At 67.2% G+C, this 14,399-nt stretch carries 13 protein-coding genes and 1 riboswitch; of the genes, 5 read left to right on the top strand and 8 right to left on the bottom strand.

Annotation, left to right across the window (positions count from 1 at the left end):
• Window positions 1–57 precede the first annotated feature (57 nt).
• The 3 genes from CIW48_RS08055 to CIW48_RS08045 are packed head-to-tail and all read left to right on the top strand — an operon-like array spanning window position 58 to window position 2,651.
• Window positions 58–1,005 (top strand): alpha-E domain-containing protein, encoded by a 948-nt coding sequence (locus CIW48_RS08055; protein ID WP_149310351.1) that lies wholly within the window; start codon window positions 58–60, stop codon window positions 1,003–1,005.
• A gap of 21 nt (window positions 1,006–1,026) precedes the next feature.
• Window positions 1,027–1,854 (top strand): transglutaminase family protein, encoded by an 828-nt coding sequence (locus CIW48_RS08050; protein ID WP_149310350.1) that lies wholly within the window; start codon window positions 1,027–1,029, stop codon window positions 1,852–1,854.
• 44 nt (window positions 1,855–1,898) lie between these two features.
• Window positions 1,899–2,651, top strand: a complete 753-nt coding sequence (locus tag CIW48_RS08045; protein ID WP_149310349.1) for a peptidase — start codon at window positions 1,899–1,901, stop codon at window positions 2,649–2,651.
• Window positions 2,652–2,793: 142 nt separating this feature from the next.
• Here the strand turns inward: CIW48_RS08045 and CIW48_RS08040 are convergent, their stop codons facing one another.
• Genes CIW48_RS08040 through thiO form a run of 4 tightly spaced genes read right to left on the bottom strand, consistent with a single transcriptional unit; the run spans window position 2,794 to window position 5,685 of the window.
• Entirely contained in the window at window positions 2,794–3,450 is a 657-nt protein-coding gene (locus CIW48_RS08040; protein ID WP_149310348.1) for a thiamine phosphate synthase, read from the bottom strand.
• Window positions 3,447–4,250 (bottom strand): thiazole synthase, encoded by an 804-nt coding sequence (locus tag CIW48_RS08035; protein WP_149310347.1) that lies wholly within the window; start codon window positions 4,248–4,250, stop codon window positions 3,447–3,449. Before CIW48_RS08035 ends, CIW48_RS08040 begins: the two co-directional genes overlap by 4 nt.
• Before the next feature lie 2 nt (window positions 4,251–4,252).
• Entirely contained in the window at window positions 4,253–4,465 is a 213-nt protein-coding gene (gene thiS / locus CIW48_RS08030) for a sulfur carrier protein ThiS (protein ID WP_091779414.1), read from the bottom strand.
• Entirely contained in the window at window positions 4,462–5,685 is a 1,224-nt protein-coding gene (gene thiO, locus CIW48_RS08025; protein WP_149310346.1) for a glycine oxidase ThiO, read from the bottom strand. The genes thiS and thiO overlap by 4 nt, the downstream gene beginning before the upstream one ends.
• 64 nt (window positions 5,686–5,749) lie before the next feature.
• Window positions 5,750–5,878: riboswitch (TPP riboswitch) on the bottom strand.
• A 206-nt stretch (window positions 5,879–6,084) separates the two neighbouring features.
• On the opposite strand from thiO, the gene CIW48_RS08020 reads away from it, so the two are divergent.
• Both CIW48_RS08020 and CIW48_RS08015 read left to right on the top strand, forming a co-directional pair.
• Window positions 6,085–6,591, top strand: a complete 507-nt coding sequence (locus CIW48_RS08020) for a TIGR02281 family clan AA aspartic protease (RefSeq protein ID WP_246695165.1) — start codon at window positions 6,085–6,087, stop codon at window positions 6,589–6,591.
• 422 nt (window positions 6,592–7,013) lie between these two features.
• On the top strand, window positions 7,014–8,198 hold the full coding sequence (locus CIW48_RS08015) for a glycosyltransferase (protein WP_149310344.1): 1,185 nt from the start codon (window positions 7,014–7,016) through the stop codon (window positions 8,196–8,198).
• Between the two features lie 56 nt (window positions 8,199–8,254).
• On the opposite strand, the gene CIW48_RS08010 is transcribed toward CIW48_RS08015, so the two are convergent.
• From CIW48_RS08010 to CIW48_RS07995, 4 genes are all read right to left on the bottom strand, one after another.
• A complete protein-coding gene (locus CIW48_RS08010; protein ID WP_149310343.1) occupies window positions 8,255–9,514 on the bottom strand; it encodes an adenylate/guanylate cyclase domain-containing protein in 1,260 nt (419 codons plus the stop codon).
• 76 nt (window positions 9,515–9,590) lie between these two features.
• Window positions 9,591–11,573 carry an RNA polymerase sigma factor RpoD gene (gene rpoD / locus CIW48_RS08005; protein ID WP_091779406.1) on the bottom strand — a complete coding sequence of 661 codons (1,983 nt, stop codon included), beginning with the start codon at window positions 11,571–11,573 and terminating at the stop codon, window positions 9,591–9,593.
• Window positions 11,574–11,771: 198 nt separating this feature from the next.
• Entirely contained in the window at window positions 11,772–13,661 is a 1,890-nt protein-coding gene (gene dnaG / locus CIW48_RS08000) for a DNA primase (protein ID WP_149310342.1), read from the bottom strand.
• 100 nt (window positions 13,662–13,761) lie between these two features.
• Entirely contained in the window at window positions 13,762–14,223 is a 462-nt protein-coding gene (locus tag CIW48_RS07995; RefSeq protein ID WP_149310341.1) for a GatB/YqeY domain-containing protein, read from the bottom strand.
• Window positions 14,224–14,399: the final 176 nt, after the last annotated feature.

The following is a 14,399-nucleotide window of genomic DNA, read 5'->3' as shown; positions in this document are numbered from 1 at the left end:
ACGTCCGGACGTTCCGAGGCGCGGACATCGTGGTCCGCACGACTTGGCTGAAGACCGATGCTCTCCAGGACTGCCGACAACCTCTTCTGGCTCTCGCGCTACGTCGAGCGGGCCGACTTCGTCGCCCGCATCCTCGACGCGGCGCACCGCTTCGCCTCGCTGCCGACGAGCTACGGCGGCGGCGGCGGCAACGAGTGGGAGTCGGCCCTCGCCTCGGCCGGCGATCCGGACGCCTTCAAGACCCATTACAGCGCGGTGAACGCCGACACGGTCTGCGACTTCCTGGCCTTCAGCCCGCACAACCCGTCCTCGATCCGCTCCTGCATCGAGGCGGCCCGCGAGAATGCCCGCTCGGTGCGCACCGCCCTCACCACCGAGATGTGGGACGCGATCAACGGCGCGTGGCTGGAGCTGCGCAACTATGCCGGCAAGGAGCTCAACCGCGACGAGTTCGGCCGTTTCCTCGACTGGGTGAAGACCGTCTCGCTGACCTTCGACGGCTCGGCCTTCCGGACGATGCTGCGCAATGACGCCTTCTGGTTCACCCGGCTCGGCACGGCGATCGAGCGGGCCGACAACACCGCCCGCATCCTCGACGTGAAGTACCAGATCCTGCTGCCGCACGACGAGACGGTGGGCGGCAGCCTTGACTACTTCCAGTGGACCACGATCCTGCGCGAAGTGTCGGCTTTCAACGCCTATCACTGGGTCTACCGGGAGAGCATCAAGCCGGTGCTGGTGGCGGACCTCCTGATGCTCAACAAGCAGATGCCGCGGTCCTTCGCGAATTGCTACGGCGTCATCGTCGAGTATCTCGACCTGATCGCCGACGCGTACGGCCGCCGGGGTCCGAGCCAGAGGCTCGCCGGCAACATGCTGGCGAAACTCGACGGCGAGGACATCAACCGGGTATTCGCCGGGGGGTTGCACGAGTTCGTGGAGGCGTTCATCGCCGAGAACAACAACGTAGGCGAAGCGATCGCCAAGCAGTATCTGGTCGGCTGAACGAGACGGACGGGACAGCGCATGCGCATCCGCGTGGTTCACGAGACCATCTACACCTACGAGCAGCCGGCCCGCGGGCTGGTGCAGATCCTGCGCCTGACGCCGCGCGATCATGACGGGCAGTACGTTCGCACGTGGCGGATCGACACCACCGTCGACGGACGCCTGACCGCCCGCGAGGACGGCTTCGGCAACGTCGTCCACTGGTTCACCCCGGACGAACCGGCCGACGCCCTCACCATCCGCGTCACCGGCGAGGTCGACACCGACGACACGAACGGCATCGTCCGCGGCACGGTCGAGCGACTGCCGGATCAGTTCTACCTGCGCGACACGGACCTGTGCGCCGCGAGCCCGGAGCTGCACGCCTTCGCCGAGCGCGTCGCCACGGAAGGTGACGGTGCTGTCCTGGACCTGCTTCACCGGCTGATGGGTGCGGTCCAGAACGCCGTCGCCTACGAGCCCGGTCCCGCCGCCAGTGCCGTCCCGGCCGGCAAGGCTTTCGCGGCCGGGCGCGGCGTCTGCCAGGATCTCGCCCACGTCTTCATCGCCGCCGCGCGCCACATCGGTATCCCGGTCCGCTACGTGGCCGGCTACCGGGCGCGTGATGACGGGCAGGCCGATGTCGAGGCGCCCCACGGCTGGGTCGAGGCCCTGGTCCCGGATCTCGGCTGGGTGGCCTTCGACCCGTGCTACGACGTCAGTCCGGCGGACAATTACATCCGTGTCGCCACGGGTCTGGACTACCTCGGCGCGGCGCCGATCCGCGGCAGCCGCACCGGGGGTGGCACCGAGACACTGGACGTGAAGCTTCGGGTCGAGCAAGGCAGGGCTTCCGCTCAATCCTGATCGCTCAGACATCGGTCCGCCGACCGCACGAGGGCCCGAAGACGATGACCTACTGCGTCGGTGTCCTGGTCGAGGAAGGGCTGGTCATGGTCGCCGATACCCGCACCAATGCGGGGCTCGACGACATCTCGACCTATCGCAAGCTCCACCATTTCAACGTGCCGGGCGAGCGGGTGATGATGCTCGCCTCCGCGGGCAATCTCTCGATCACCCAGTCGGTGCTCAGCCTGCTCCAGGAGGGCGTGCCCGGCGAGGAGGACGGCGAGCCGCCGCAGAAGCTCGTCGAGGCGCCGACCATGTTCCAGGCGGCGCAGCTCATCGGCCGGGCGATCCGTCGGGTGCGATCGATCGAGAAGGATGGGTTCGAGGCCGCCAACATCCGGTTCTCGATCTCCCTGCTGTTCGGCGGCCAGATCGGAAACGGCGAGATGCGGCTGTACCTGATCTACTCGGCCGGCAACTTCATCGAGTGCAGCACCGATGCGCCGTTCCTCCAGATCGGCGAGCATAAATACGGCAAGCCGATCCTCGACCGGGCGGTGAAGTATACGACCGAGCTGTACGATGCCCTGAAGGTCAGCCTCGTCTCGATGGATTCGACCATGCGGTCGAATCTCGGGGTCGGCCTCCCGATCGACATCGCCCTGGCGCGCCGGAACGCGCTGACGTTGGAGGTGAACCACCGGATCGAGGTCGGCGAGGGCTATTTCCACGATCTGCGCGAGCGCTGGTCGGCAGCGTTGCGGGCGGCCCACCGAGCGATACCGCGGCCGCCTTACGGGCCTTCCAGCTCCTAGAGCAGCCGCATTATCGGCCGTCCTTGCGCGCGGAACGAAGCGATCCAGGGTGGCGCGTCATCGCCGGACGTGGCGCGTCCCTGGGTTGCTTCGCTATGCTCGCAAAGACGGCATCTGTTTCTTCACGTGGCGACGGAGACGGTCAGGTGGCCGTCCGCGCCGCTGAAGTCTCCGCCGCGCTCCAGGCCTCCAAGAGCGTCCGTGTCGCGTCGGCCGGATCCGCGGCTCGCATCAGGCCGCCCATGATGGCGATACCCGCCGCCCCTGCCGCGCGGCAGGACCTAACCGCCTCCGGACCGAGACCGCCGAGCGCCACCACGGGCAGGCCGGCGCCGAGGCTGTCCGCGAGTCCCGTCAGGCCCAGCGCCGGTCCGTAGCCGGGCTTGCTCGCGGTCGCGAAGATCGGGCTGAGGGTCACGTAGTCGGCGCCGGCTTGCGCGGCAGTCGCGACCTCCTGCGGGGTGTGCGCGGAAACGCCAATCAGCGCAGCCCCGCCCAAAGCGGCCCGCGCTGCCGCGATTGCCTCCGATCCCGAGCGACCGCCGAGATGCACGCCGTCGGCACCGAGGGCGCGCGCCAGCGCGATATCGCCTCCGACAGTCAGGACGGCGTTCGCGGCCTGCACGCATTCGGCCACGCGCGCGCCAAGGCGCAGGCGGGCGTCCGCCTCAAGATCCCTGTCGCGGAACCAGATCCAGCGCCCGCCGCCGTCGAGGACCGCCTGCACGGTCTCGACGAGCGGCCGCGGATGCCCGTGCCGGTCCGTCACCGCCAGCAGCGGCGACGGCAGCGCCCTCACGAGCCGACGAGGCCGAGCTGCGGGCTCGACGGCTCAGCCCGGCCGCGGCGGGGGATCCGCCCGGCCAGATGCGCGTCGCGCCCAGCCTCCACGGCCCGGCCCATGGCGCAGGCCATGCGCACCGGGTCGTCGGCTTTCGCGACCGCGGTGTTGATCAGGCAGGCGGAGGCGCCGAGTTCCATGGCGATCACCGCATCCGAGGCGGTTCCGATCCCGGCATCGACCACCACAGGGATCTTCGCCCGGCGGCAGATCAGCTCGAGATTGGCGGGGTTGGCGACGCCCATCCCGGAGCCGATCAGCGAGCCCATGGGCATCACGGCGGCGCAGCCGAGATCCTCCAGGCGCTGGCAGATGATCGGGTCATCGTTGCAATAGGGCAGCACAACGAAGCCGTCATCCACGAGGTGGCGGCAGGCCTCCATCAGTTCGGTGACGTCCGGGTAGAGCGTCTCCCGGTCGCCGATCACCTCGACCTTGATCCAGTTGGTGTCGAGGGCTTCCCGTGCCAGCTCGGCGGTCATGATCGCGTCGCGGGCTGTCTCGCAGCCGGCGGTGTTCGGTAGGAAGCGCTTGCCCTTCAGGATCTTGACCGTGTCCGAACCGTGTCCCTGGAGCGAGACCCGGCGGATCGAGGCGGTGACGACCTCGGCGCCGCTCGCCTGGACGGCGTCGCGCATGATCGCCTGCGTCGGGTAGCCGGCCGTGCCGATGAACAGCCGGGACGACAGGCGCACCCCGGCGATGGTCAGGCTGTCATCCTCGCTCTCGGGGCGCAGCGGCGTAAGGCTCTGGTCCATGCTCAACCTCCCTGCATGGCGCGGACGATCTCGATGCGGTCGCCCTCCGCGACCGGGGTCTCGCCCCAGTCGCGGCGGCGCAGCACGCGGCCGTTCAGCGCGATGGCGACGCCCTGCGGGCTCTCGATCCCGCTCTCCTCCGCCTCGAGCCGGAACACGGTCTCCACCGTCTCGGCCGCGCAGTCCCGCGGCTCCCCGTTGATGACGAGTTTCATGCCGAGGCCCTCACGGCTTCCGGCTGGCCGAAACGTGCGCGCGTGAAGGGACGGGCGACGTCCGGCAGCGCGCCGTGCAACACCAGTTCGGCGACGGCCTGGGCGGTGACGGGGGCGAGCAGGTAGCCGTTGCGGTGGTGGCCGGTCGCGGCGACGAGACCCGGGGCGAGTTCGTCAAGGATCGGCGCGTCGTCGTCCGAAGTCGGGCGGTAGCCGCTCCATACGGACTCGACCTCCATCTCCTCGATACCGGGCAGGACCCTGCGTGCACCCTCCAGCAGGGCGTAGAGCCCGCCCGCGGTGACACCCGGCCGGAAGCCGCAATCCTCCACGGTGGCGCCCACGATGAGTTGGCCGTCGCTCTTCGGCGCCATATGAACCTGCTCGGTCCAGACCATCCGGGCAAGCGTGCCGATACGGGCGGTCGTGCGCAGGGCCAGGGACTGGCCCTTCAGCGGCCGGACTGGCAGGGCGAGCGCGTCAGGCAGCAGGCCGCTCTCCCCGCTCCAGGCGCCAGTGGCCAGGATGACGGTTTCAGCTGTCACGAGGCGATCGCCGGCGCGAATGCCGGTCACGCGGCCACCGGACCAGTCGAGGGCGGTGACGGCTGTCCGCTCGGCCATGACGACTCCCGCCGCATGGCAGGCCTCCGCGAGGGCGTCCATGACCAGACGGGGATCGACCTGATGGTCGAGCGGGCAGTGGATCCCGGCGGTGACGGAGGGGCGCAGGCCGGGCTCAAGACGCCGGACCTCGCTCCCCGGCAGCCAAGTGGCCTCGAGTTCCGACCGACGCTGAAGATCGTAGCGGAAGCGGAGGCGCTCGACCTCGTCGCGGCCGACCGCCAGCACCAGAGTGCCATCGGGACGATAGTCGATGGACCGGCCGGATTCAGCCTCCAGTGCATGGCGGTATTCAGGCCAGAGGCGGAGCGATTCCAGGGCGAGGGGCAGCAGCGGGTCCGAGCCGGGCTCGTGTTCGGCGGCCGGAGCCAGCATGCCGGTGGCCGCGAGGCTCGCGCCCGCCCCGATCGTGTCTCGCTCCAGCACGGTCACGGCGCGGCCCGCCCGGGCAAGCCGCCATGCGATCGACAGACCGATCAGGCCACCGCCGATGACGGCGACGTCGGTCCGCACCGGCAGAACGGCGGGCGCGACGACGCCCTCGGGGCTGCGGCGGCGGCCAATCGGTGAGGCAGGTCGGTCGAGGGGCACAAGCATCTCCGCGTATTGACGTCGCGGGGAGCGGGCCGTGTGCTTCTGTGAGAAGCTGTGGCCTGCCTTTCGGGCGGCCGCGGTCCAATCCCTACGCCGGTATGAGCCGGATCAGGTTCGAAGGATTTCCGCGCCGCAGGTCCTGACGGACGTGCCAGCGGTTTCTCAGCCCCTTGCCGGGGATCTCCCTGGAACGAGAGGAGATTTGGTCGTCCGGGCTGCACCGGTCAACCCCGATGCTGGCCGATGGCCTCCGCAGGCCGGACATTCGCCGGTCGCAGTCACCGCTCGGATACCAAGCCGCGCGAAATCCGATTGCCGCCGCAGAGTGAAGCCGCAGGCAGCACCGACCCTTCACAGATCCCCGGTCAAAGCAGGTGCGATCCTTCGGGCGGAGTGGGACCCGTGCGCACATTCGTGGTCGTCTGCACGATCGGCTTCCTGTCTGCCACGGCGTTCCAGAAGTTGCGGGAGCGGGCGCATCCGGAGACGGAGCCGCCCGTCCTGCCCGCGGCGTCGGTTCCGGCCGTCGACGGTGCCGTGGCGGGCGTCGCACTTCAGTCCGGCCGCAACGGCCACTTCTTCGTCAATGCCCTGATGGACGGCCGCACCCTGCCGATGATGGTCGATACCGGCGCGAGTTCCTGCGCGTTCTCGGAGGAGGATGCCGAGCGGATCGGGATCCGGCTCGCGCCCGGCGACTTCACACGCGTGTGGAACACCGCGAACGGGACCGTGCAGGTCGCACCGATCCGGATCGCCGTGATGCAGGTCGGATCGATCACCGTGCGGGATGTCGAGGCCGTGGTAATCCCGCGGGGACGCCTGGCAACAAGCCTGCTCGGCATGTCGTTCCTGAAGCGCCTGCGCGATTTCAGCGTCAGCGGCGGGACGATGACGCTGCGGGGCTGAAAGCGCTCCGGGCCTGTTCCGACCTGCGATCCGACACCTCCCTGCCGAGCCGGCTTGAACCCGTTGGGCCGACCCGATCCGCTCTCCGGCCGCGGCCAACGCGCCGGTCCCACCGCCGGTGCCGAAGGCTTCGAGATGCTGTCGATGATCGGCTATCGAACAAAGCGCGTCGCCGTTCGATTTATATAAGTTTCGATCGTATATATCTCATAGGCAGCAAATTTCGAATAGGTCTATATAATTTCCCCGGCGTGCGCACTCTGCGCCTATCCCCGATTTTTGATCGTGCTGGAAATAAACGCACCGTTTTGCGAGTGCTGGCTGTTTGCGGTAAGCGAGGCATGAGACGTCATCCTGTATCGTCAACATGCGTAAAGGCGAATTTGATTATGAATAAGTATGGTCAAAAGATCTGCTTGGCGATGATAGTCAAGAACGAGGCGCACATTATTCGGAGGTGTCTGGACTCTGTTCGGCCAGTTATCGATCATTGGATTGTCGTCGATACGGGATCAACGGATGGGACGCAGGATCTCGTCCGTGCGGTGATGTCAGATCTGCCCGGTAAACTGGTGGAGCGGCCATGGGTCGACTTCGCATTCAATCGGACCGAGGTGTTGCGACTCGCGCGGCCGCACGCCCACTATTCGCTCATCATCGACGCCGATGATGAGCTCATCATTCCGTACCAGTTCGCTATGCCGCGCCTCCGCCACGCGGCCTATGCCTTTACGATAATCGATACGGAGAATAATTATACGCGTAGACAGCTGATCGACAATTCCAGGACGTGGGAATACGTTGGTGTGATCCACGAATTCCTGCACTGCACCGGGCAGGCCGATCAGTCGGTCATGGCGCTGTCGATCCGTCGCGGCCATGACGGGGCACATCGACGCGACAAAGAAACGGCATCGCGTGACATCGCGCTCCTTGAAAAGGCGCTTTTGTCGGAGAAGCATCCATTCCTACGTGCCAGATACACATTCTACTTAGCAGATTACTATCATAGTAATGAAAGAGAGCGCGAGGCGCTCGATCTTTATCTGAAGCGGGCTGACCTCGGGCATGGGGACGAAGAGATATACAAGAGTCTGATCAGTGCAGCCAGCATACGCGAAACGTTGGGTGCGCCACCGGCTCGTGTCCTGGAGCTTTACGATCGGGCGATACGGATCCTCCCCGAACGGGCTGAAGCACGGCACAGAGCGAGCCGCTATTGCAGGCACAAAAAGGACTTTCATAACGGATTTCACTATGCCGAGGCTGGTCTCTCGCTTCAGCTGCCTGCTGAAGGGATCGATCTCGAGCCTTGGGTGTATGTCTTCGGGTTACGGCAGGAATTCTCGATCCATGCCTACTATACAAACCAGCATCGAGCCTGTCTGTTCACATGCCTGGAGATACTCGCCCAGTCCGGGGTGCCCGACGAGGTCCGAACACAGACCAGTGACCTCGCCAAGGGAGCGCTCGGCAAGATGATCGAACCCGTCTGGGGTTGTCAGCAAGCCGCCTACAGCGCGGAGTTCGTCCTCGATTGGCTGCGCAGAGATTGTGCGCGTCATGCGGCCCCCTCGGCGCAGTGCCAGGTGGCTCCGACGAGATGACCCTGCATCCTTGCATCCAGCGGAGGGCCCAATGATCAGGCCACGGCAACCCTGCCTCAGTTCGACTTGCGCGGGCGCAGGAACTTCGGCCGGAACACCGCCATGGGTTCGTCGAAACCGTTGAGCCGGTGCTCGCCCAGCGGGATCGGATCCCCCCAGAGGAAATCCACGAACGGCTTCGACATCAGCAATGGCTCGCCCAGGGTGCGGTTGAGCTGCGCGATACGGCTCGCGAGGTTCACGTCGCGGCCGATCACCGTGAAGTCGAGCCGGGAACCGGAACCGACATTACCGTAGGCAGCCTCGCCATGGTGGAGGGCAATGCCGGCGGCGACCGGCACGGGGAACTGGTGGAGGGCGTTCGCCTCGTCGAGGGCCGCCAGGGCGAGCTGAGCCGCGGTCAGGGCACCTTTGGCGGCACCGCCGAGATCGTCGCCCGATTCGCGGAAGATCGCCAGCAGGCCGTCGCCGAGATATTTCAGGACCTCACCGCCCTCCCGTTCGATCGGCGGCACAAGGCAGTCGAAGAACACGTTGAGGAGGCCCACGGCCTCCTCCGGGGTCATGTCGGCAGAGGTGCGGGTGTAGTCGCGCATGTCGGCGAACAGGATCGCCGATCGGATCCGGGTCACCTGTCCGCGGCGGATGTCCCCGGCCAGGATCGCCCGATGGGGCTCGTCGCCGACATAGAGCCGCAGCACGTGGTCGAGCTGTTTGTTGAGGACGCGCATCTCCATCACGGCGGCCAACGCCGGCATGACGAAGCGCAGGATCGCGATGTCGTCGTCCCGGAAGCCCGCGGGGGCCCGGGTGGCGAAGGTGATGCCGTTCTGGGTGCCGTTCGTGAAGAACAGGGGCGCCACCACGTAATGGGTGTAGCCGCCGGCCTTCAGGTCCGGAACGATCGCGTAGGCGTCGTCCGGGGTCTCCGACAGGTCGAGGATCAGCCACTCGCCGCTCTCGTGAACCGTATGGAACGGGCTGTTGAGATAGGCATCCGTCGAGCGCGCGCCGTGCGGGAACAACCGTACGGTGGTGCCGCCGTCCCGGGTCCAGATGCGGCCGACCCCAGCATATTCCGAATGCAGGGTGTCGATTGCCGTCGATGCCCGGTCGACGGGAACGCCGACGGCGATCAGGCGCTCCGCGAGGCCCGCGAGCATCTCCTCGGCGTTGGGCATCCGGGCGCCCTCTCCGAGCAACCAGTCGCGGATGCCGACGGAGGGTTGGAGCGCGCCGAAGGGCACGTCGTCGGCCTCCGAGCCGTCCGCGAAGGCCGTCGGGGATCCGGGCGTTGGCGGGCGGCGTTCGAGCATGGCGCCAGATTGGATGCCGCGCAGCGCCGAGGCAACGCGGTCGGTGGGGAAGCGCCGCGCGATCCGCGGCGCAGGCTCAGTTGTCCAGGAAGCTTCTGAGCTTCCGGCTGCGCGAGGGGTGCTTCAGCTTCCGCAGTGCCTTCGCCTCGATCTGACGGATGCGCTCGCGGGTCACCGAGAATTGCTGGCCGACCTCCTCAAGGGTGTGGTCGGTGTTCATGCCGATGCCGAAGCGCATCCGCAGAACGCGCTCCTCACGGGGCGTCAGCGACGCAAGAACCCGCGTGGTGGTCTCGCGCAGGTTCGACTGGATCGCGGCGTCGATCGGCAGAACGACGTTCTTGTCCTCGATGAAGTCGCCCAGGTGACTGTCCTCCTCGTCGCCGATCGGCGTCTCGAGGGAGATCGGCTCCTTGGCGATCTTCAGGACCTTGCGGACCTTCTCCAGCGGCATGGCCAGCTTCTCGGCCAACTCCTCCGGGGTCGGCTCGCGGCCGATCTCGTGCAGCATCTGGCGCGAGGTGCGGACGATCTTGTTGATCGTCTCGATCATGTGCACCGGGATGCGGATCGTGCGGGCCTGATCGGCGATTGAGCGGGTGATCGCCTGCCGGATCCACCACGTGGCGTAGGTCGAGAACTTGTAGCCGCGCCGGTACTCGAACTTGTCCACGGCCTTCATCAGGCCGATGTTGCCTTCCTGGATCAGATCCAGGAATTGCAGGCCGCGGTTCGTGTACTTCTTGGCGATCGAGATCACGAGGCGCAGGTTCGCCTCGATCATCTCCTTCTTGGCTTGCCGAGCCTCGCGCTCGCCCTTCTGAACCATGTTGACGATGCGGCGGTACTCGCCGATCTCCAGGCCCGTCTCGGAGGCGAGATCGAGGATCTGTGCGCGCAGCTCCGCCACCTGCTTCGAGCCACGCTCGACCAGGTTCTTCCAGCCCTTCCCGCCGAGCGTCCCGACGCGCTCCATCCAGTTCGGATCGAGCTCATAGCCCTGGTAGTGGCGCAGGAACTCGTCGCGGGCCACGCCGTGGCTCTCGGCGAAACGCATCAGCCGACCCTCGTGGCCGATCAGCTGCTTGTTGATCGAGTAAAGCTGGCCGACCAGCGCCTCGATGCGATTGTTGTTCAGCGACAGGGACTTCACGTCTGCGACGACGATGTCCTTGAGCTCGCCCTGCTTCTGGTTCTGAGCCGGGGTGTTCTGCTCGCCGGCCGCCTTGCGCTCGGTGCCCTCGATCTGGAACTTGCGCAGCTTGCGGTAATTCGCGGCAATCGCGTCGAAGGTCTCCAGAACCCGCGGCTTGATCTCCGCTTCCATGGCGGCGAGCGAGACGTTGTTCTCGAGGTCGTCCTCGTCGTCGCCGCCCTCCGGCGGCGCAGGCGGCTCGGCATCGTCGCCGCCATCCTCGCCCTCGGCGATTTGCGGCGCGTTCTTGCCGTCGGGGCCTGCGTAAGTCGCCTCGAGGTCGATGATGTCGCGCAGGAGGACCTTGCCCTCGACCAGCTCGTCCCGCCAGATAATGATGGCCTGGAAGGTCAGCGGGCTCTCGCAGAGACCCGCGATCATCGCCTCGCGTCCGGCCTCGATGCGCTTGGCGATGGCGATCTCGCCCTCGCGGGACAGGAGCTCCACCGAGCCCATCTCGCGCAGGTACATCCGCACCGGATCGTCGGTCCGGTCGGTCGGCTCCTTGGTGGTCGTGGCGACCGTGACGGCGCGCGCCGGAGCGACCTCGGCGACCTCGCCGCCCTCGGCCTCCTCTTCCTCGCCCTCTGCGGCCTTCTCGCCGGCGGCTTCGTCAGTCTCCTCGGCCTCGACGACGTTGATGCCCATCTCGGAGAGCTGCGACAGCACGTCCTCGAGCTGATCCGGATCGGACTGGCCCTCGGGCAGAACCTCGTTGACCTCTTCATAGGTCACATAGCCGCGCTTCTTGGCGAGCTTGACCATCCGCTTGACCGAAGCATCCGTCAGGTCGAGGAGCGGCCCGTCGGTCTGCTGCTCGGGGGCAGCGTCCGTCTCGTCCCGTTCCGTTGCCTTCGTCGCCATGATCAGCCTATTGTTTCGCACGCGGCGCGTTGCGGAGGCCCCGATGAGGCCGGTCTACGCCGTCGGCGCCGCTGTATGAGATCGGCGCCGGATCGCTCCGGTCGCCTTGAGTCGTCGGTTTCCGTATGCAAGCCTGAGGCTTGACCGATTGTTAACTATGGCGGGACACCGCCCCCCGCCACCGCCATGACACAGGGATCACGCGGCCGTCGAGTCACTCGACACCGGTGCATCGGCCTCCGCCTCGGCGGCGATGACGGTTTCAAGCCTCGCCTTCACTTCGCAGAGCCATGCCCACCCGGCATCGGTCGGATCGTCCTCAAACGCCTGCCGTGCTTCGCGAAGTTCGCTATGTAGCGCTCCTGCCTGCCGGTGCAAGATCATCGCTTGTCGGAGCGCGTCTGCGCGGTGAGCGGGATCGGCATGCGGAGCCAGGGTTGTACGGTCCCGCGAGCGGGCCAGCGCGAGGATTCTCTCGGCCGCCGTAGCGAGTCCGGCCCGGTTGATGCGGTTCTGCAACACTTCTGGCGCCGTGTGCTCGTCCTCGGCCGCGCAGGCCAGAAGGACCGACAACAGCGCCCGGGCATCCGGATCCTCGAAATCCAGATCGGCGATCTCCTCGCCGAACTCCGCGAGCATTTCGGGATGGGCCAGCAGGCTGCCGACGATCACTGCCTCGCGCACCGAGGCGGCGCCGGTGAACCCTGCGGAGGCCGTGACCGACGGACTGGGGCTGCCGGTAATGCGCGGCGAGACGGGCTCGCCGGGCCGGGTGAAGCGCTGGCGACCGCGCTGGCCCCCCCCGGCGGCGCGGGCGCCGCGGGGCGACAGGCCGCGCAGGCGCTCCTCGATGTCGTCGCGATAGTAGCGGCGCACGGTCTCGTCGCGGATCGTCGCGACGGTCGTGCGCAGCGTCTGCGTCAGGCCGGCACGCCGCTCAGGCGTGTCGACCGGTCCTGATTCGAGGGCGCGCCGCCATAGCAGTTCCGAGAGGGGAAGCGCCGCCGTCAGAACCTGATCGATGGCCGTGGGGCCTCCCGAACGCAGGAGGTCGTCGGGATCCTGGCCGCCCGGCAGCAGCGCGATTCGGAGCGAGCGACCCGGTTCCAGGAGCGGCAGCGCGATGTCCAGGGCTCGAAAAGCCGCCCGCTGGCCGGCCTTGTCGCCGTCGAAGCACAGGATCGGCTCGTCGGCATGGCGCCAGAGCAGGCCGAGCTGGTCCTCCGTCAGGGCGGTGCCGAGGGGCGCGACCGTCTCGGGATGGCCGGCGAGCGTCATGGCGATGACGTCGACATAACCCTCGACCGCGATGATCGAACCGCGGTCGTGGGCGGCCTTGCGGGCGCCGTGCAGATTGTAGAGCGTGCGGCCCTTGTGGAAGAGCGGCGTCTCGGGGGAGTTCAGGTACTTGGCACGCACCTCCTTGGCGAGCGCCCGCCCGCCGAAGGCCACGACCCGGCCGCGGGTGTCGGTGATGGGGAACATCACCCGGTCGCGGAAATAGTCGTACGGGACCGAGACGCCCTCCCCGGCCGCGAGCAGGCCGAGTTCGACCATCAGCGCCTTGTCGACCCCCTGCCCGGCGAGGTGGTCGCGCAGGGCGTAGCGCTCATTCGGCGCGTAGCCCAGGCGGAAGGCCCGCTGCGTCTCGTCCTTGAGCCCGCGGCGTTCGAGATAGGCGCGGGCTTCGCCGCCCTGGCCCGCCCGCAGCCGATCCTCGAACCAACGGGCGGCCATCTCCATGACCTCGATGGCCCCGGCGCGCTTCTGCTCGCTGGCGCGGTTGTCCTCGGTAGGCGCCGGAAGGCTGACGCCGGCCTCGCTCGCTAGCCGCTCGACCGCCTCGGGGAAGCTGAGGCCCTCCGTCTCCATGAGGAAGGTGAAGATGTCGCCGTGCTTGGAGGATGAGAAGCAATGGTAGAACTGCTTCTGGTCGTTCACGTAGAAGGACGGCGTCTTCTCGGCGTTGAACGGCGACAGGCCGCGCCATTCGCGGCCGGCCTTCTTCAACTGCACGCGACGGCCGACCACCGACGAGGCCGGCAGCCGGGAACGGATCTCTTCCAGGATGTGGGTCGGATAGCGCACGGGGCCTGGGATGGGTTGAGTGAACCCGCTCCTATAGCGCGTGAGGCGTAACGGAGTCCCTTACGCGCCCGAAATCCGGTGGAGGATTGTGGGGAGAGGCTCAGCCCTTCGCCGCCAGCGCGGCCTTCACCAGCCCGCTCGCCTTGCCGAAATCCATCTTGCCGGCGAAGCTGCCTTTCAGCGCGCCGATCACCTTGCCCATATCCTTCGGCCCGGCCGCGCCGGTCTCGAGGATCGCCGCCTCGACGGCCGCCTTCATCTCGGTCTCGTCCATCTGCTTCGGCAGAAAGCTCTCGATGATGGCGATCTCGGCACGCTCGTTGGCGGCGAGTTCCGGGCGGCCGCCCTGCTCGTAGACGTTGGCCGATTCGGTGCGCTGTTTGATCATCTTCTGGAGCAGCGACAGGATCTCGTCGTCGGAGATCGGGTCCTTGCCGTTGCCCCGGGCCTCGATGTCCCGGTCCTTCAGGGCGGCCTGGATCATCCGGACGGTCGCGAGCCGATCCTTGTCGCCGGCCTTCATGGCCTCCTTCATCTCGGTGGTGAGGCGCGCGCGCAGCATGGGATGAACCTTCTCTCGGTCGAAACGGGGGCTGGCCTGCGAATTGCGGATCTGCCCTGTGATAAGCAGACGTTGAGCCCTGCGGGAGGCGGAGCCACATTGACCCCATCGCGGGCCGCTCGCTAAGAGCGCCGCACACGATCATGCCGCAAGCCGAGAGCGCCGCAATCCGGCGC

It is taken from the genome of Methylobacterium sp. P1-11, assembly GCF_008329595.1.
In the GTDB taxonomy this organism is placed as follows: domain Bacteria; phylum Pseudomonadota; class Alphaproteobacteria; order Rhizobiales; family Beijerinckiaceae; genus Methylobacterium.
The sequence above is the reverse complement of the archived record's forward strand: the minus strand, read 5'-3'. Positions and strand labels throughout refer to the sequence as shown.